At 71.3% G+C, this 17,018-nt stretch carries 12 protein-coding genes; 8 read left to right on the top strand and 4 right to left on the bottom strand.

The features are described from left to right. The coding region (locus tag HY68_RS30255) for a proton-translocating transhydrogenase family protein (RefSeq protein WP_198533451.1) at positions 1-416 on the top strand (416 nt) is incomplete at its 5' end. A gap of 6 nt (positions 417-422) precedes the next feature. After that, positions 423-1,829, top strand: coding sequence for a Re/Si-specific NAD(P)(+) transhydrogenase subunit beta (gene pntB, locus HY68_RS30250; protein ID WP_041997822.1), 1,407 nt, complete (start codon positions 423-425; stop codon positions 1,827-1,829). A 70-nt stretch (positions 1,830-1,899) separates the two neighbouring features. Here pntB and HY68_RS30245 read toward each other — a convergent pair whose 3' ends face one another. Further along, entirely contained in the window at positions 1,900-2,343 is a 444-nt protein-coding gene (locus HY68_RS30245) for an Asp23/Gls24 family envelope stress response protein (protein WP_041997820.1), read from the bottom strand. Between the two features lie 157 nt (positions 2,344-2,500). On the opposite strand from HY68_RS30245, the gene HY68_RS44245 reads away from it, so the two are divergent. The 6 genes from HY68_RS44245 (at position 2,501) to HY68_RS30215 (ending at position 13,489) form a co-directional block, all read left to right on the top strand. Beyond that, positions 2,501-3,025 carry a hypothetical protein gene (locus HY68_RS44245; RefSeq protein ID WP_063779725.1) on the top strand — a complete coding sequence of 175 codons (525 nt, stop codon included), beginning with the start codon at positions 2,501-2,503 and terminating at the stop codon, positions 3,023-3,025. Between the two features lie 368 nt (positions 3,026-3,393). Then, on the top strand, positions 3,394-6,201 hold the full coding sequence (locus tag HY68_RS30235; protein ID WP_052457317.1) for an alpha-L-rhamnosidase: 2,808 nt from the start codon (positions 3,394-3,396) through the stop codon (positions 6,199-6,201). Continuing rightward, a complete protein-coding gene (locus tag HY68_RS30230; protein ID WP_041997818.1) occupies positions 6,198-7,505 on the top strand; it encodes an extracellular solute-binding protein in 1,308 nt (435 codons plus the stop codon). The genes HY68_RS30235 and HY68_RS30230 overlap by 4 nt, the downstream gene beginning before the upstream one ends. 122 nt (positions 7,506-7,627) lie before the next feature. Then, the gene (locus HY68_RS30225; RefSeq protein WP_041997816.1) at positions 7,628-8,476 is read left to right on the top strand and encodes a sugar ABC transporter permease; all 849 of its coding nucleotides are present in this window, start codon (positions 7,628-7,630) and stop codon (positions 8,474-8,476) included. Then, positions 8,473-9,360, top strand: coding sequence for a carbohydrate ABC transporter permease (locus HY68_RS30220; protein WP_241778807.1), 888 nt, complete (start codon positions 8,473-8,475; stop codon positions 9,358-9,360). Before HY68_RS30225 ends, HY68_RS30220 begins: the two co-directional genes overlap by 4 nt. Next, complete coding sequence (locus HY68_RS30215) at positions 9,344-13,489, top strand: glycosyl hydrolase (RefSeq protein WP_198533450.1); 4,146 nt, start codon at positions 9,344-9,346, stop codon at positions 13,487-13,489. Before HY68_RS30220 ends, HY68_RS30215 begins: the two co-directional genes overlap by 17 nt. A 4-nt stretch (positions 13,490-13,493) precedes the next feature. Here HY68_RS30215 and HY68_RS30210 read toward each other — a convergent pair whose 3' ends face one another. The 3 genes from HY68_RS30210 to HY68_RS30200 are packed head-to-tail and all read right to left on the bottom strand — an operon-like array spanning position 13,494 to position 16,848. Beyond that, positions 13,494-14,972, bottom strand: coding sequence for an FGGY-family carbohydrate kinase (locus HY68_RS30210; RefSeq protein WP_041997814.1), 1,479 nt, complete (start codon positions 14,970-14,972; stop codon positions 13,494-13,496). A 30-nt stretch (positions 14,973-15,002) separates the two neighbouring features. Then, the gene (locus tag HY68_RS30205) at positions 15,003-16,019 is read right to left on the bottom strand and encodes a 2-hydroxyacid dehydrogenase (protein ID WP_041997812.1); all 1,017 of its coding nucleotides are present in this window, start codon (positions 16,017-16,019) and stop codon (positions 15,003-15,005) included. A gap of 43 nt (positions 16,020-16,062) precedes the next feature. Beyond that, complete coding sequence (locus HY68_RS30200; RefSeq protein WP_041997810.1) at positions 16,063-16,848, bottom strand: DeoR/GlpR family DNA-binding transcription regulator; 786 nt, start codon at positions 16,846-16,848, stop codon at positions 16,063-16,065. Positions 16,849-17,018: the final 170 nt, after the last annotated feature.

The raw sequence follows: 17,018 nt of genomic DNA, 5'->3' as shown, positions 1-17,018 counted from the left end.
CGGTGTCGGCGGCGCCCGCCGTCGCCGCGCCGGCCGCGCCGCCCGCCGTACGGGAGCAGAAGCAGCCGCTCACGGCGCGCCGCAAGTACGCCCTCACCGGGGTGGGTGTGGTGCTGCTGTTCCTGCTCACCGCGTTCGCGCCCGCGCAGCTCATCGGCAACTTCACGGTGTTCGTGCTGGCCATCGTGATCGGCTACTACGTCATCGGCCATGTCCACCACGCCCTGCACACACCGCTGATGTCGGTGACGAACGCGATCTCCGGGATCATCGTGGTGGGCGCGCTGCTGCAGATCGGGCGCGCGGACACCGTCATCACCGCGTTGTCCTTCGCCGCGATCCTGCTGGCCAGTATCAATATCTTCGGCGGTTTCGCCGTGACCCGACGCATGCTCAGCATGTTCTCGAAGGACTGAGCCGCCATGACTGCCGCAACCGCCGCACAAGCGGCCTACATCGTCGCCGCCCTGCTGTTCGTCCTGAGCCTCGCCGGGCTGTCGAAACACGAGACGTCCCGCTCCGGTGTGGTCTTCGGGATCTCCGGCATGACCATCGCGCTGGCCGCCACCATCGGTCTGGCGTCCCGGTCCATCGCCGCCACCGGCATCGTGCTCATCGTCGTCGCCATGGTCATCGGCGCGGTCATCGGGATCCTGCGGGCACGCAGTGTCGAGATGACGGGCATGCCCGAACTCATCGCGCTGCTGCACAGTTTCGTCGGCGCCGCCGCCGTACTCGTCGGCTGGGACGGCTACTTCGGCGTCGAGTCGAAGGGCTCGCACGAGATCGAGATCGCCCACGATCTGCTGCGCATCCACCATGCCGAGGTGTTCATCGGTGTGTTCATCGGCGCCGTCACCCTCACCGGGTCCGTCGTCGCCTTCCTCAAGCTGTCGGCGCGCATCAACTCACGGCCGCTGATGCTGCCCGGCAAGAACCTGCTCAACATCGGTGCGCTGGCGGCCTTCGTGGGGCTGACCGTCGCGTTCGTCATCCACCCGAGCCTGGGGCTGCTCATCGCCGTCACGGCGGTCGCGCTCGCGCTCGGCTGGCATCTGGTCGCCTCGATCGGCGGCGGCGACATGCCGGTGGTCGTGTCGATGCTCAACAGCTACTCGGGCTGGGCGGCCGCCGCTTCCGGTTTCCTGCTGAACAACAATCTCCTGATCGTCACGGGCGCGCTGGTCGGCTCGTCCGGTGCGTATCTGTCGTACATCATGTGCCAGGCGATGAACCGCTCGTTCCTGTCGGTCATCGCGGGCGGTTTCGGCGCCGAGGCGACGGGCGGTGACGACACCGACTACGGCGAGCACCGCGAGATCAGTGTCGCCGACACCGTCGACCTGCTGAAGAACGCCACCTCGGTGGTGATCGCGCCCGGCTACGGCATGGCGGTGGCGCAGGCGCAGTTCCCCGTCGCCGATCTGACCCGCAAGCTCAGGGAGCGCGGGGTCGACGTGCGGTTCGCGATCCATCCGGTGGCGGGACGGCTGCCCGGCCATATGAACGTGCTGCTGGCCGAGGCGAAGGTGCCGTACGACATCGTGCTGGAGATGGACGAGATCAACGACGATTTCGCCGGCACGGCGGTGGTGCTGGTGATCGGCGCGAACGACACCGTCAACCCGGCCGCCCTGGAGGACCCAAGCAGCCCGATCGCCGGTATGCCGGTGCTGCGGGTGTGGGAGGCGGAGAACGTGATCGTCTTCAAGCGGTCCATGAGCCCGGGGTACGCCGGCGTCCAGAACCCGCTGTTCTTCCGCGAGAACAGCCAGATGCTGTTCGGCGACGCGAAGGAGCGGGTGGAGGACATCCTGCGCACGCTGTAGGCACGGGCCCGCACGGGCCGTCCAAGAACGGGCGGGGACTGGCGGCCGTCACCCACCAGCCCCCGTCCGCTCAGCGCAGGCGCGACGTGTCGGAGTCGCGGTCGTCGTCGTTCTCGTCGTCCTCCCCCGGTACGTGCACGTCCAGCACACTGATGTTGACCTCGGCCACTTCGAGCCCCGTCATGCTCTCCACGGCGTCGGACACACCGGACTGGATGTCCTCCGCCGCCTTCGCGATGGGGGTGCCGTACTCGACCACCACCGTGAGGTCGATCGCCGTCTGCTTCTCGCCCACCTCGACCTTGACGCCCCGCGTCAGGTCGTCGGAGCCCATGCGCCCGCGTACCGCACCCAGCGCGCGGGACGCGCCGCCGCCCATGGCGTACACCCCGGAGGTCTCACGGGTCGCTATGCCGGCGATGGTCGAGACGACCGAGTCGGCGATCGTGGTCTTGCCCTTGACCGTGCCGTTCTTGTTGCTGGAGACGGTCATTGTGGATCCGTCGGATGCCATGAGGATTTCTCCCTCTCGAAGCGGACTTCCCCCTTCCCACCATGCGCGCGTTGCCCGGGGGCCGCCATTCGGGTGCGGGAGCGTGACCGTCCGGTACCTCTCCGTCACACCGATATCCCCGTGCCGGAGCCGTGGAGGCGCGCGTAGGCTGTGCCGAATGAGCAGCTCACAGAAGGCCGGCCGGGCCTCGGTCCGGCAGCGCGCACAGGGTATGACGCACCATCAGGTCGCGGCGGCGCTCGACGAGGCCAAGGAAGCGGACGGGCCGGCCGACGACGAGCGCGGCTCGGCCGAGATCGCCGAGTGGGAGCGGATCGAGGAGCTGCTCGCCGATCACGACGGTCCCTACGACCCGGACAGCGACCCCTTCGTCCAGGGCGAACTGACCGCGCGGGCCGGCCGGGAAGCGGCGGAGTCGAAGGCCCAGGCCCAGGCGGCATCGGCACCGGAGACCCCGGAGGCCCCGGCCAAGGCGGCCCCCGCCCCGGCGAGGGCCGGCAGCGAGACGGTCGACGCCGAGAACGCGCTGCGCTCGGCGCTGATCCGTACCGGCGCGCTGGATTCCGTCGGCCCCGACGACGACACGGTGGTGCGGCTGATCGCCGGCGCCGACCCGGGAGCCGCGCTCGCCCTGACCGAATGGCTCGTCGCCGCCTACAACACCGGCCGCGCCGGGCGCTGATCAGCGCCAACTAGCCCGTCCCCGTACCCACTTCAGCCCCGCCTCCGACGACGGTCGGCCGGTCCCCCGCCCGGCGCGTCGAACATCGGTCGCGGGGCATTTTCACGTTTGATCGTGTTGTAATCACGCAGTGAATATCACGGACAAATCATCCGCCACAAGGGTCGTACCGCCGCGCCGCAAGGCCGGTCGAAGCCGCGCCCAGCGGGAGTTCCGGCACGATGAGGGGCAGCGAATCGGCGCTCCGCCACGACCCTTGACACTGCTCGCGGGGGGCTCATAGTCTCCACGCCACAGAATTGACGTTAGTTTTCACATTGAATGATGATCATCTTCACGCCGGTCCGGTGCGAAGGGAGGACCTGCCTGTGTCCGCACTGCGGCCCTATGCCCTGCGGTGCGATCACCGCACCACCCCGCTCGGAATCGACGACTCCGCTCCGCTGCTCTCCTGGCGGCTCGCCTCCGACCGGCGCGGCGACGACCCCGTCGCGTACCGGGTACGGGTCGCCGAGCGGCCCGAGGCACTGGCGGACGGCGGGCAACCCCACTGGGACAGCGGGCGGGTCGATGACTCGTCGGCGATCGGCGCCGGGTACGCGGGCCCCGCCCTGCGGGCGCGCACCCGCTACCACTGGCGGGTCGAGGTCTGGTCGGCGTCGGACGGCGCCCCCGCGGACGCCGTGTCCTGGTTCGAGACGGGTCTCGCCATGCCGTCGGGCGCGGCGGGCCAGTCGGGCAAGTCCGTGTGGCGGGCCTCCTGGATCACGCACAACCCCGACCCGGTCGACGTGGTGGACGCGCCGACCGAGGGCGAGCGCGCCCTGGACGACCACGGTCTCGCCCCGTGCCCGCTGCTGCGCCGGGTCTTCTCCGGATCGGCCGTCTCACCGCTCGTCCTGGCCAGGCTCTATGTGAGCGCGCGCGGGCTGTACGAGGTACGGCTCAACGGCGCCCGGGTCGGTGACGCCGAACTCGCCCCGGGCTGGACCGACTACACCCGCCGCGTCCAGTACCAGACGTACGACGTGACCGACCTGGTCAGCCAGGGTGAGAACGTCCTGGCCGCGACGATCGCCGACGGCTGGTGGAGCGGGTTCGTCGGCTTCGAACCGCGCAGGGCGGGCGCGCACTACGGCACGTTCCCGCAGTTCATCGCCGAACTCCAGCTGACCCACGCCGACGGCAGTGTCAGCACGGTCGTCACCGACGACAGCTGGGTCACCCACACCGGCGCGATCCGGCACGCCGATCTGCTGATGGGTGAGTGCCACGACCTGCGGCGCGCGGTCGACGGCTGGGAGCTGCCCGGCTTCGACGCGCGGGACTGGTCGCCCGCCCGGATCACCGACGCGGAGCACCGGCTGCTGGTGGCCTCGGTCGACGAGCCCGTACGCGCCATGGCCGAGGTACGGCCCGTCTCGGTCACCCGTGTCTCGCAGGACACGCACATCGTCGACTTCGGCCAGAATCTCGCCGGGCGGGTACGGCTCGGTGTGGACGGACTCGCCGCCGGCGCCCGGGTGGTCGTCCGGCACGCCGAGGTGCTGGACGAGAACCAGCGCCTGTACACCGCCAATCTGCGCACGGCCGCCGCGACGGACGTACTGATCGGTGACGGCCGCCGGCACATCGACTTCGAGCCGAAGTTCACGTACCACGGCTTCCGTTACGCGGAGATCACCGGCGTACCGGCGCTGAGCGGCGACGACGTGGTGGCTGTCGCACTGCACAGCGACACCCCCTGGGCCGGTTCCTTCGACTGCTCGGATCCTGACATCCGCCGGCTCCACGCGTGTGTGGAGTGGGGGCAGCGCTCCAACTTCGTCAGTGTGCCGACCGACTGCCCGCAGCGTGACGAGCGGCTCGGCTGGCTGGCCGACGCGCAGGTCTTCCTTCCCACGGCCGCCCTCAACGCCGATGTGGCGGCCTTCTTCACCAAGTGGCTGCGCGACGTGGACGACGCCCGCACGCCCGAGGGCGGCTTCACGAACGTGGCGCCGCGCCTCGCGGGTGTCGCCGACGAAGGGGCGCCGGGCTGGGGCGACGCCGGGGTGATCGTGCCGTGGCACCTCTACCGGACCTACGGTGACCCGCGGTTCCTCTCCCGCGCGCTGGACGGCATGCGCGGCTGGGTCGCCCTGATCCACCGGCACAACCCCGATCTGATCTGGCGCCACCGGGTGGGCCCGCACTTCTCCGACTGGCTCGCCCCCGGCACGCCCACCCCGCGCGAGGTCATCGCCACCGCCTACTTCGCGCACAGCGCCCGGCTCACGGCGCTGGCGGCCGACGCGCTGGGACGGCACGACGTGGCGGAGGCGCACCACCGGCTGGCCGCGGCGATCAGGTCCGCGTTCGTCGAGCGCTTCGTCACCGTCGAGGGCCCGGAAGGCACGGACTGCGAACGGCGGTTGCGGGTGGCCGGTGACACGCAGACCGGCTATCTGGTCTCGCTCGCCTTCGGCCTGCTGCCCGACCACCTCACCGAAGGCGCCGCGAAGCGCCTCGCCGAACTGGTCGAGGCGGCGGGACCCGCTCTGCAGACGGGCTTCGTCGGTGTGGCGCTCGCGGCGCCCGTGCTCGACGCGTACGGGCGCGCCGATCTGGCCCACGCGCTGCTGCGCCGCACGAAAGTGCCGTCGTGGCTGTTCCCACTGCGGCACGGTGCCACCACCATCTGGGAGCGGTGGGACGGCTGGACGCCCGACGGCGGCTTCCGGGCACCGGCGATGAACTCCTTCAACCACTACGCGCTCGGCTCCATCGGCGAATGGCTGTACCGGGGCGTCGCCGGTGTGGACCAGGCCGAGGACTCCGTCGCCTACCGGCGGCTGCGAGTACGGCCCGAGCCCGGCGCCCTCACCTACGCGAGCGCCCGCTACGAGTCGGCGCGCGGCACCGTGGCGGCCGGCTGGCGGCGCAGGGGCGACGGTCTCAGCCTGCGGGTGCAGGTGCCGCCGGGTGCCACCGCTGACGTGTTCGTCCCCACCACCGATCCCGGCTCGGTGCGCGAAGCCGAAGCGGCGCCGGGCGACAGCGGCCACGCCGCCCTGATCGGTACGGGCCCCGGCCACGCCCACTACCGGGTGGCTTCGGGGGCCTACCACTTCACCGCGGCATTCTCTCCGGCGGAGCGACCGCCCGCCGGTCTCCATGAGGAGGACACACCATGAGCACGGGTTCCCGAAGTCTGCCCGGCCGGGGCACGGTGAGCCGCCGGGGGTTCCTCCGCGTCGGCGGCGGGGTCGTGGCCGCCACCGCGCTCCCTTCGGTCCTCACGGCGTGTTCGGGGTCGAGCGGCGGATCGGGCAAGGTACGTATCGTCGGTGTCGCCGACGAACAGAAGCCGATCACCGACCTGCTCGCCGTCTACCGCAAGAGCCACCCGGACACCGCGTTCAGCACCTCCTTCGCACCGACCGACCAGGTGCAGACGGTGGTGCGGACCCAGCTCGCCGGCGGCAACGCCCCTGATGTGCACGTGCTCTACCCGGGCAGTGGCAGCGCGATGTCCATGGTCGAGCTGGCCAAGGCGGGGCTGCTGGCCGACCTCGACGACCAGGCGTGGACGAAGACCATCCCGAAGGGCTTCGACGCCGCGTACCGCAGGGACGGCAAGACCTATCTGTACTCGGCCGGCAGCAGCACCATCGGCGCCATCTACAACAAGAAGGTGTTCGCCGACGCCGGTGTCGAGCCGCCCAAGACCTGGTCCGAACTGCTCGAAGTCTGCGGCAAGTTGAAGGCCAAGGGCGTGGTGCCGATCGCACTGGGCGCACAGACCCCGTGGGTCACCCAGCTGATCACCTACGCACTGGTGCCCAACGCGGTCTACGCCGAGAACGCCACGTTCGACGACGACATGGCGGCAGGGCGCGCCAAGTTCGCCGACTCGGGCTGGGCCGACGCCATGGGCAAGTACCAGAACCTGCAGAAGCGCGGCTTCTTCAACGACAACCCCAACGGCACCACGTACGAGCAGCAGACCTCGATGGTCGCCACGGGCAAGGCGGCCATGGCCGTGCAGGTGTCGTCCGTGCTGACCAACTTCCGGCAGGCCGCGAAGACCCCGGACGACATCAGCATGTTCCCGTTGCCCGGCGGGGACGACCCGGCGAAGCTGTGGATCCCGGCGGGTGTCGTGGTCGGTCTCGGGGTGTCGGCGCGGGCCAAGAACGCCGCCAAGGGCAGGCAGTTCATCGAATTCCTCGGCAAGCAGGAGAACCTCAACGCCTGGGCGACGGCGGTCTCGGCCATCCCGTTCACCCGCGACTCCACCACCCAACTGGACCCGGCGCTCAAGGAGTTCCTGCCCATCATCGACGACAACCGCGCCGTCCCCTTCATGGACCAGCGCTGGCCCAACGCCGAGGTGCAGCCGGCCCACTTCGCCGCCGTACAAGACCTGCTCGCCGGCAAGACCGATGTGAAGGGCGCACTGGGCGAGATGGACAAGGCCTACGGGAAGCAGTCGTGAAAGAACCTCGTACCGCGGGACCCGAGCCCCGGACCGCCAAGCCCCGGCCCCGTACCGTACCCCTCCGGCTCCGTTTCGCCGGACCCCGGCCCGGCCGCCGTGACCCCACCGTTCCGCCGTGGATGTTCGTCGTTCCGGCGCTCGTCGTGTACGCGATCGTCGTCCTGTACCCGAGCATCGCCGGTGTGGTCTACGCGTTCACCGACTGGTCCGGCATCGGATCGTTCTCGTTCGTGGGCCTCGCCAACTTCCACACCCTGCTCGGCGACGACCGCGCCATCCAGTCCGTCACCAACACACTGCTGCTGACCGTCGCCGTCGTCGTCGTGCAGAACGGCATCGGGCTGCTGCTGGCGCTCGGCGTGAACGCCAACATCAAGTCCAGGGCGCTGCTGCGAGTGATCTTCTTCGCGCCCGCCGTGGTCAGCCCGGTGATGGTGGCGTTCCTCTGGAAGTACGTCTACAACCCCGACAACGGCGCGGGGCTCAACGGCATTCTCGGCGCCGTCGGTCTGGGCAGTCTGCGCCAGGACTGGCTGGGCAACCCGTCGCTCGCGCTGTGGTCCGTGGCGGCGATGGTCGTGTGGCAGTACGCCGGCTACTCGATGGTGATCTTCCTGGCCGGTCTGCAGGGCGTGCCCGCCGAACTCCACGAGGCGGCGCGGATCGACGGCGCCGGCACCTGGCAGCGGTTCCGCTACGTCACCTGGCCGCTGCTGGCACCGGCACTGACCATCAACCTGATGCTGTCCACGATCGGCGGCCTGAAGCTCTTCGACCAGGTGTACGCGGCGACCAACGGCGGCCCCGGCACATCGAGCGAGACGCTGTCGACCGTGCTCTACAAGGAAGCGTTCGTCTACGGGAAGTTCGGCTACAGCACGGCTGTGGCGCTGGTCCTCGCGCTGTTCGTGGCCGCCGTCTCCCTGATCCAACTCCGTTATCTGCGTGCCCGGGAGGTCACCGCGTGAGTACCTTCACGGCCGGCGGGGTCAACACCGGCGCCGAGCGGCCCGTCACGGCACGCCGCAAGCGACGGCCCGGGTACGGGCGTTACGCCCTCGAACTGGTGATGATCGCTGCCGCCGTCGTCTTCCTGTTCCCGGTGTACGCCCTGCTCACGCTGGCGCTCAAGACCCCGTCGCAGATCGCCGACTCACCCCTGTCGCCGCCGACCTCACCCACCTTCGACAACTTCGGCAACGCCTGGTCGTCCGCGTCCCTCGGGTCGGCCCTGGTGAACAGCGCGGTCATCACCGCCGTCAGTCTGCTGCTGCTCATCGTGGTCGGCTCGACCGGCGCCTACTACCTGGCGCGGTGTGTCCGGGGCCTCGGCTACGGGCTGTACGTCCTGTTCCTGCTGGGGATCGTCCTGCCGTTCCAGCTCGGCATGATCCCGCTGTACAGACTGGTCGACGACCTCGGCTGGCTCGGCACCTACCAGGGCATGATCCTGTTCTACACCGGCATCCAACTGCCGTTCACCGTCTTCCTCTACACCGGATTCATCCGGGCGCTGCCGGCGGACTACGCGCAGGCGGCGCTGATCGACGGGTGCAACCACCGGCAGGCGTTCACCCGGATCGTCTTCCCGCTGCTGCGGCCGATCACCGGCACCGTGATCATTCTGAACGCGGTCTTCATCTGGAACGACTTCTTCACCCCGCTGCTGTACCTGGGCGGCTCCGGCAAGGAGACCGTGCCGGTGGGGATCTTCTCGTTCGTCGGGCAGTACGTCTCCGACTACGGCCTGGTCTTCGCGGGTCTGGCGCTCGCCGCGCTGCCGATCCTCGTCATCTTCCTGTTCCTCCAGCGTTTCGTGATCAAGGGGTTCGCAGGTGGGCTCAAGGGCTGACGGCCTCCCGGGAGAGATAGCCGCGATCCTCGCCGCACCGCCGAGGGCCTTCTCGCCCACCGCCATCTGGTGGTGGAGCGGGGAGCGCCTGGACCGGGCGCGGCTGCGGGCTCAGCTCGAACGGTTTGCCGAGGGCGGGGTGTTCAACCTCGTCATCCTCAATCTGGCGCCGTCAGGACCCCTGTTCGGCTCCGACGCGGACGATCCGCCGTTCATGAGCGACGCCTGGTGGGCGCTGCTCGACGGGGTGTGCGAGGACGCGGCCGAGCTGGGCGTGTTCCTCTGGTTCTACGACCAGTTGGGCTTCTCGGGCGCCGATCTGCAGGCCCGTCTCGTGGACGAGCGGCCGCAGTACGCGGGCCGCCGGCTGGAGCGGGTGCGTGCGGTCGTGGACGGTGCCGGGGAGCTGAGCTGCCCGCCCGAGGGGCAGCCGGTCGGCGGCCACGCGGAACCCCTCGACCAGGCGGGGCGGGTGACGGGTCCGGCCGTCACCGTCACCGTCGAGGGGCGGACCGTACGGCCGCCGGGCCCGGGGCGCTGGCGGCTGACGCTCCATCACCATGTCGCGCTGGGCTTCGACTACCTCGGCGCCGAGGCGTGCGCCGCGCTTCTCGACCGGGTGCACGGTGCCTTCGAGCGGCACCTCGGCGACCGGCTCGGGACCGTCGTCGTCGGCTCGTTCCAGGACGAACTGCCGTCCCTGCCCACCTGGTCGGCCGGGTTCGCCGCCAACTTCCTGCGGCTGCGCGGCTACGACCTCGTGCCGTACCTCGACGCGCTGTACGACGGCGGCGCCGGGGCGGGACCGGACACCGGCCGGATACGCCACGACTACCAGCTGACCCGGGCGGAGCTGGCCGAGGAGGCGTTCTTCCGGCCGCTCGCGGGGTGGCACGAGCGGCACGGGCTGCTCGTCGGCTGCGACCAGCAGGACCCGGCACGCGCCGGACACCCGGTCGGCGGCGTCGAGTTGTACGCGGACTACGCCAGGACCCACCGCTGGTTCTCGGCCCCCGGCTCGGACCACCACGGCGACGCCCGTATCCACTCCTCGCTGGCGCATCTGTACGGCGGCCGGCGCACCTGGATCGAGGCGTTCCACTCCACCGGGTGGGGCGGGACCCTGGAGGAGACGTTCGACTGGCTGCTGCCGTGGCTGCGCGCGGGAGCGACCCTCTACAACCCGCACGCGGTGTACGCGACGACCAAGGGCGGCTGGTGGGAGTGGGCGCCGCCCGGCACCGACTGGCGGCAGCCGTACTGGCGCCACCACCGGGTCTTCGCCGACGCCGTGACGCGGCTGTGCGCGATCCTGAGCCTCGGCCGCCATCTGTGCGAGGTCGCGGTGCTGCTGCCCACCACGACGGCGCAGGCCGGCACGGCTCTGGACGGTGTGTCGGCGGCAGCGGCCCGCGCCCAGGCGGTGTATCTGGAACTCGTCGGTGACATGACCTGGTTCCACACCAGGCCCGGGGTGCTCGACCGGCTCGGCCACGACGCCGACGTGATCGACGACGCCTCACTGGCACGGGCGGCGGTGCGCGACGGAGGCACCGACGGGACCCGGCTCTGTGTCGCCGATGAGCGGTACGCGACGGTGCTGCTGCCCGCGTGCACGGTCCTTGAGGCGCGGACCGCGCGGCGGTTGGTGGAGTTCGCGTCGGCGGGCGGACGCCTCGTCGCGCTCGGGGCCGTACCCGAGGAGATCGTGGGCACGGACGCCGACGCCGACGCCGTCACGCTTGCGGCGCTGCGGGCCTGCTTCGCCGACGGCCGCGCCGTGTTCGTACCCACGGCGCAGGAGCTGGCGGGTGTGCTGTCCGATGTGCTTCCCGGGCAGCGCCCGGCCGTCGAGGCGACGGTGCCCGTGCTCGCCCGCCGGGTGGGGGACGCCACCGTGGTGTTCCTGACGGCGGGCACGCCGCACGCGACCCGGGCGGCCGTCGCCGCGCCCGACGAGCGGGGCGCCGCGCTCGGCTGGCTCGACGCGCGCTACGACTTCGACCCCGGCCGCTACGCACGCACCGCGCGGGTGCGGGTACGCGGCGTGGCAGGACCCGCCGTACTCCTGGACCCGTTCGGCGGTGCGCCCCGTCCCCTGCCGGTCGGGGACGCCACGGACGAACCGGGGTGCCGCGAGGTCGATGTGCCCTTCGACGCGGGTCCCGCCGCTGTGCTGGTGTTCCCCGCCGGTTCCGATGACCCGCCGGGTCCGGAGGTCGTCGGGTCCGCCGGCGCGGACGGCTCTGTGGTGATCCCCGCCGAGGCGGACTGGGACATGTGTCTCGTGCCGACGGCGGACAACACCTGGGGCGACTTCGACCGTCCCGCTGCCGTGGTGCGGGACGGTCAGGTCCACACCGAGCTGCGTACGTTCCGGCACCGGGCGGAAGGCCCCGGCGACGACGGCGTACGCGACGGGTGGGCGGTGTCGGGGGGCACCGCCCCTCCGGCCAAGGAACAACAGCCCCTCGTGCACGCCACGTTCGGACCGCACGCCGTGCTGCGTGACGCGGACGGGGAGACAGTCAGAGTGCTGGAGTGGTCCAACTCCCTTGGCATCCACAAGGATCCGGTGCACCGTCCCGTCCTGGGCCCCAAGGGCCATGTGCCGGAGGAGTTCATCCACATCGGCCCGACACCGGCCGGGACGACCGTACGGGTGGCGGTCGAACTGCTCCTGTCCGAGGCCTTCGAGGGACATCTCGCGATCGGCGCCGCGGCGGCGAAGTCCGCCCGTCTCGCCGGGCAGCCGGTCGACCTGGACGACGGCGGACATCTCGCCCTGGGAACAGTCCAGTTGGGTGCCGGCCGTCAGCTGCTGGAGCTGGAGCTGACACCCGACCAGGACGTCGAGCTGCGCGCCCATGTGGCGCTCGTCCGCCATCCGGACCGCTACGGGCGGCCCGAGTGGATATCGGCCGGGGCAGGTCCGGGCACCGCACGCGTCGGTACGACCCTGACACTGACCGGAACGCCGACCCGCGCCGTGGTTCAAGTGGCCGCCCGTGGGCGGTGCGTGCTGTGGGTCAATGGTCAAGTGGTCGGCAGACACGGCGGCTTCGACCCGTACGCCGAACACGCCGTACCGCGCGTGCGCCGGCACGACATCACCGGCGCTCTCCGGGCGGGCGACAACGAGATAGCGGTGGAGAGCACGGGCGGCGATCCCGCCGTCCTCGTGGACGCGATCTGCCACGACGGCGAGGCGGCCGTCGTCGCGACCGCCCACAGCGACGCCACCTGGTGGGCGGACCGCGACGGCGAACGGGTGCCGGTGGCGGTACGCCGCGAGCCGGTGGGCGATCCGGCGGCGCTGTATCTGCGCCGCAGACCGCACCCGCTGCCCGGCGCCGCTTGGCTGGACCCTGACGCTGACGACGGCACGGTGGTCCCCGTCGGCTTCGCCGTGCCGGGCACCCGGCCGTCGGTGGAGTGGCTGCGGTTCGAACTGCCGCCCGGCGCACGACGGTTGACCGTGCGGCTGCACGGCAGGGGCACGGTGTACGTGGACGGCGTGGCACGCGGCGCGACGGCGGACGCGGACGGCACACTGACCGCCGACCTGGCGGAGGGCGGCGCCGCCACCGGCGTACGGTCGGCCGCCCTGCGGGTGGAACCGCACCCGGGCCATGAGGGCGGGGCGGCCCTCGCGGGGCCGGTGCGCTGTGAGGTCGGCCCGGGGCGGATCAGGACCGGTGACTGGGAGACCAACGGCCTCGCCGAGTACAGCGGCGGGGTCCGCTACAGCCGGGTCGTGCGGCTCCCGGCCGACGCGGCGGACGGCCGGGTCTCCCTCGACCTCGGCCGGGTGCGCGGGACGGCCGAGGTGTCGGTCGGCGGTGTCGCCGCAGGCGTACGCGTCTGCTCGCCGTACGTCTTCGACCTGACCGGGCTGACGACGCCGGGACCGAACACCGTCGAGGTCACCGTGTTCGGCACGCTCGCGCCCCGGTTGGACGCGTCGAGCCCCACGCACTTCGTCTTCCCCGGCCAGCGGGTCACCGGCCTGCTGGGGCCCGTACGGCTGCTCACCGGCACGGTCGTACCGTCCCCGGCCACCCGGCTGCTGCCGCACCAGCGGCCCGCGCCGCCGCTACCGGCGCAGACCGAGCGGAGCACGGACTGAGCGGTCAGGACCGGCCGCTCCCCCGCCCGCTGCCCCGGGTGTCGGCGGGGCCGTGCCAGCGTTCACGCGCGCTCGCGACCCGGAACAGATAGTCGACGTACGCCTCGTCGTAGAACGTGACACCGGCCGGATCGGGGTCGACGACCGCTTCGGGGGCGGTCCACTCCGCGATGTCCAACCGCTGTCCCAGTGTGTCGCCGTGGGCGGCGACGGCGGCCAGCACCGCGCCGCGCGCGCCGGGTTCGGGACCACGCGCCACGCGCAGCGGACGGCCCAGTACGTCGGCGAACAGCCGCAGCCAGGCGGAGTTGCGGGCGCCGCCGCCGCAGACCGCCAACTGGCCCGTCAGACCTGCCGCTTCCAGACAGTGCCGGGCCGCGAAGGCGATGGCCTCGCACATGGCGCGGACCAGGTCGGCGCGGGTGGCCCGCAGATCGAGTCCGGTGAACTCGGCGCGCGCCATGGGGTCGACGAACGGCGAGCGTTCGCCGGACGGGGACAGATAGGGCAGCGCCGCCACGCCGCGCGCGCCGCGCGGTGACGCGTCGAGCAGTTCGGAGAGCTGGTCGTGGGTCGTGCCGGTGAGGCCGAGCACCCAGTCGAGCGCGACCGTGCCGGTCATCGCTGGCAGGGCCCGCATATGGCGGTCCGCCCTGGCCGTGGCGAGATGGAAGCCGACCGGGTCGTCGTCGAGGGCGACGCGTTCCACGACGACCTGGCAGGCCAGGGTCGTACCGACGGTGAGCAGCCCGTCCCCCGGCTCGGTCACGCCCGCGCCCGTGGCGCAGGCCGGCAGGTCGTAGGGGCCCGAGGTGACGGGGGTGCCTCGGGTCAGTCCCTCGATGTGCTCGCGCGCCTCCCCGTAGGGCAGGGTCGCGGCGATGGGCGGCAGCAGCCCCGCGCGGTGTTCGATGCCGAGGGCGGCGAGCGCTTCGGGCGCGTAGGTGCGGGTGCGCGGGTCGAGGAAGGGCACCGACGCGTCGGAGAGGTCGGTGCCGCGCTCGCCGGTGAGCCGCAGATGAATGACGTCCTTGCAGCAGGCGGCCGTCGTGGCGGCGTCGAGGGACGCGGGTTCGTTGCGGTCGAGCCAGGCCAGCAGCGGCCCCGCCGAGCCGGGGAACAGCACGTTGCCGGTCCGCCGGTAGAGCCGGTCGGCCGTACCGTCCGCCATCCAGTCGGCCACCAGGCCGCCGGCCCTGCCGTCCATCCAGGACATGGCGGGGCGTACGGCCCGGCCTTCGGCGTCGACCAGCCACAGTCCGTCGCCCTGTCCGGTGACGGCGACCAGCGCGGGGGCCTGCCCTTCGGTGACCGCGGCGATGACGCCGGTGGCGGCGCGCACCACCTCCTCGACGTCCTGCTCGACGTTCTCGCCGTGCCCGCCGAGCGAGATCGGCGTCGATTCGACGCGCAGGGTCGTGCCGTCATCGGCGAAGGCCGCCGCCTTGGCGACCGAGGTTCCCATGTCCAGTCCGACGAACACCGTGCGTTCCTTTCCTCGGCTGAAAGACCTTCAGATGACGCGGTGTGCCAGTGGCTCACCGCGCAGGAACCTGCCCACCTCCGCGGCGGCGATCCGGGCCGCGTTGTGCGCGACGGACGTGTTGGCGCCCGCCAGATGGGGCGTCATGACCAGCCGGGGAGCGCTGCGCAGCCGGGAGTCGGGCAGCGGGGGCTCCACGGCGAAGACGTCGAGTCCGGCCGCGGCGAGCCGGCCCGACTCCAGAGCGTCGCACAGGGCTTCCTCGTCCAGCAGCGCGCCGCGCGCACAGTTCACGACGACCGCGCCCTCGGGCAGCAGCGCCAGTTCGCGGGCGCCGAGCAGACCGCGGGTCTCCGGCGTCAGCCGCGCGTGCAGCGACACCACGTCGGAGCCGCGCAGCAGGTCGTCCAGGTCGGCGACGGGCTCGCCCGACTCCCGCAGCGTCGCCGGGTCGGCGTACGGATCGTAGAGCCGTACCCGCGCGCCGAGCGCGGTCAGGGCGCGCGCCACCCTGCTGCCGACGGCCCCGCAGCCGATCAGCCCGACGCTCGCGCCGTCGAGGCCCGGGCCGCAGTTGTCGTACGTGTAGAACTCGCCGGCCCACCGGCCCGCGGCGAGCGCCGCGGACGTCTCGGGGATGCGGCGCATCGCAGCGAGCATCAGTCCGACCGTGTACTCGGCGGTGGCCGCCGCGTTGCGCCCCGGTGTGTTGCAGACCTGGACGCCGTGTTCCTTCGCCGCTTCGAGGTTGACGTTGACGGGACCGCCCCTGCCGATGACGACCAGCCGCAGATCGGAGGCGCCGTCGAGGATCTTCCTGGTCAGCGGGGCCATTTGGGTGACACACACCTCCACCCCGCGCAGCGCGGTGAGCATGGTGTCCTCGTCCCCCGACGCCTCGTCGACCTCGGCCACAGGCCCGAAGGGGGTCAGCGGCCACGGCAGCCGGAGTTCTTCGACGGAGTGACCGGTACCGATCTCGGCCGTCAGCTCCCTGGTGAGCAGATCGGGGGCGACGAAATGGTCGCCCGCAGCGAGGATTCTCATGGCCGAGGTCTCCTTCGGGTGCTCAGGTCGGAGCGGTGTCGTATCAGGTCGGGGCGGTCTCGTAGGGGACGCCGGTCTCTTCGAGGGAGCGCAGGACGTCGGGCGGGGTCCGGTCGTCGACCAATATGAGGTCGAAGGTGGAGAGCGGGGCCAGCCGGTGCAGCGCGGTGCGGCCCAGCTTGGAGTGGTCGATCATCAGCACGTTGCGGCCCGCCGCCTTCAGCATCGCCCGCTTGACCGCGACGATCCGCTGCTCCTGGTGGAAGGCGTAGTCGCCGAGGACGGACGAGGTGGAGACGAAGCACAGATCCACCCGCAGCGCCTCGACGGCCTCCACGCACGGCACGCCGAGGAAGGAGTCGTGCAGCCGGTCGTAGTCGCCGCCGAGCGCCATCAGGTGCAGTCCGCGCTCGTCGGCGAGCAGGTTGAGGGCTTCGAGGAAGTTGGTGACCACGGTCAGCGGTTCGATGGCGGGCAGCAGCCTGGCCAGTTCCAGCGCGGTCGTCGAGTCGTCGATCATGACGGACATGCCGGGTTCGATCAGGGTCGCCGCCTTGGCGGCGATGGCCTCCTTCTCGGCCACCATCGTCTTCTTGCGGAAGGCGACGTTGCTCTCGAACACACCGGACGGCTGGACCGTGACACCACCGCGGAACTTGCGCAGGATGCCTTCGCGCTCCAGCTCGTCGATGTCCCGGTAGATGGTCATCAGACTCACACCGAACCGCTCGGCCAGATCGGCCGCCGAGACCGACCCCTCGGCCAGCACATGGTCCGAGAGCTCGCGACGGCGCTGCGAGGGCCCATGGCGGTTCTTGTCCTGTGACATTCCTCGGTCCTGTTCCCATCCGACGGGCCGACAATAACATTCTGTGCTGTGGATATAACATTCACGGCTGAGGTAGCGTTCGGCAGTGTTCACCACGCGCGGTGGTCCGGTCAACCCGCCGAGTGGCACCACGAGCGGCCTCTCAGCAGGTGGGAGTGGCGGTACCGACG

This window comes from Streptomyces sp. AcH 505, from assembly GCF_000818175.1.
Taxonomy (GTDB): Bacteria; Actinomycetota; Actinomycetes; order Streptomycetales; family Streptomycetaceae; genus Streptomyces.
This window is presented reverse-complemented; position numbering and strand designations above follow the sequence as displayed.

Excerpts from the sequence above, each read along its gene's own strand:
- HY68_RS30200 (WP_041997810.1), bottom strand. The coding sequence starts at position 16,848 with ATGTCACAGGACAAGAACCGCCATGGGCCCTCGCAGCGCCGTCGCGAG.
- HY68_RS30225 (WP_041997816.1), top strand. The coding sequence starts at position 7,628 with ATGTTCGTCGTTCCGGCGCTCGTCGTGTACGCGATCGTCGTCCTGTAC.
- HY68_RS30230 (WP_041997818.1), top strand. The coding sequence starts at position 6,198 with ATGAGCACGGGTTCCCGAAGTCTGCCCGGCCGGGGCACGGTGAGCCGC.
- HY68_RS30245 (WP_041997820.1), bottom strand. The coding sequence starts at position 2,343 with ATGGCATCCGACGGATCCACAATGACCGTCTCCAGCAACAAGAACGGC.
- pntB (WP_041997822.1), top strand. The coding sequence starts at position 423 with ATGACTGCCGCAACCGCCGCACAAGCGGCCTACATCGTCGCCGCCCTG.
- HY68_RS30205 (WP_041997812.1), bottom strand. The coding sequence starts at position 16,019 with ATGAGAATCCTCGCTGCGGGCGACCATTTCGTCGCCCCCGATCTGCTC.
- HY68_RS44245 (WP_063779725.1), top strand. The coding sequence starts at position 2,501 with ATGAGCAGCTCACAGAAGGCCGGCCGGGCCTCGGTCCGGCAGCGCGCA.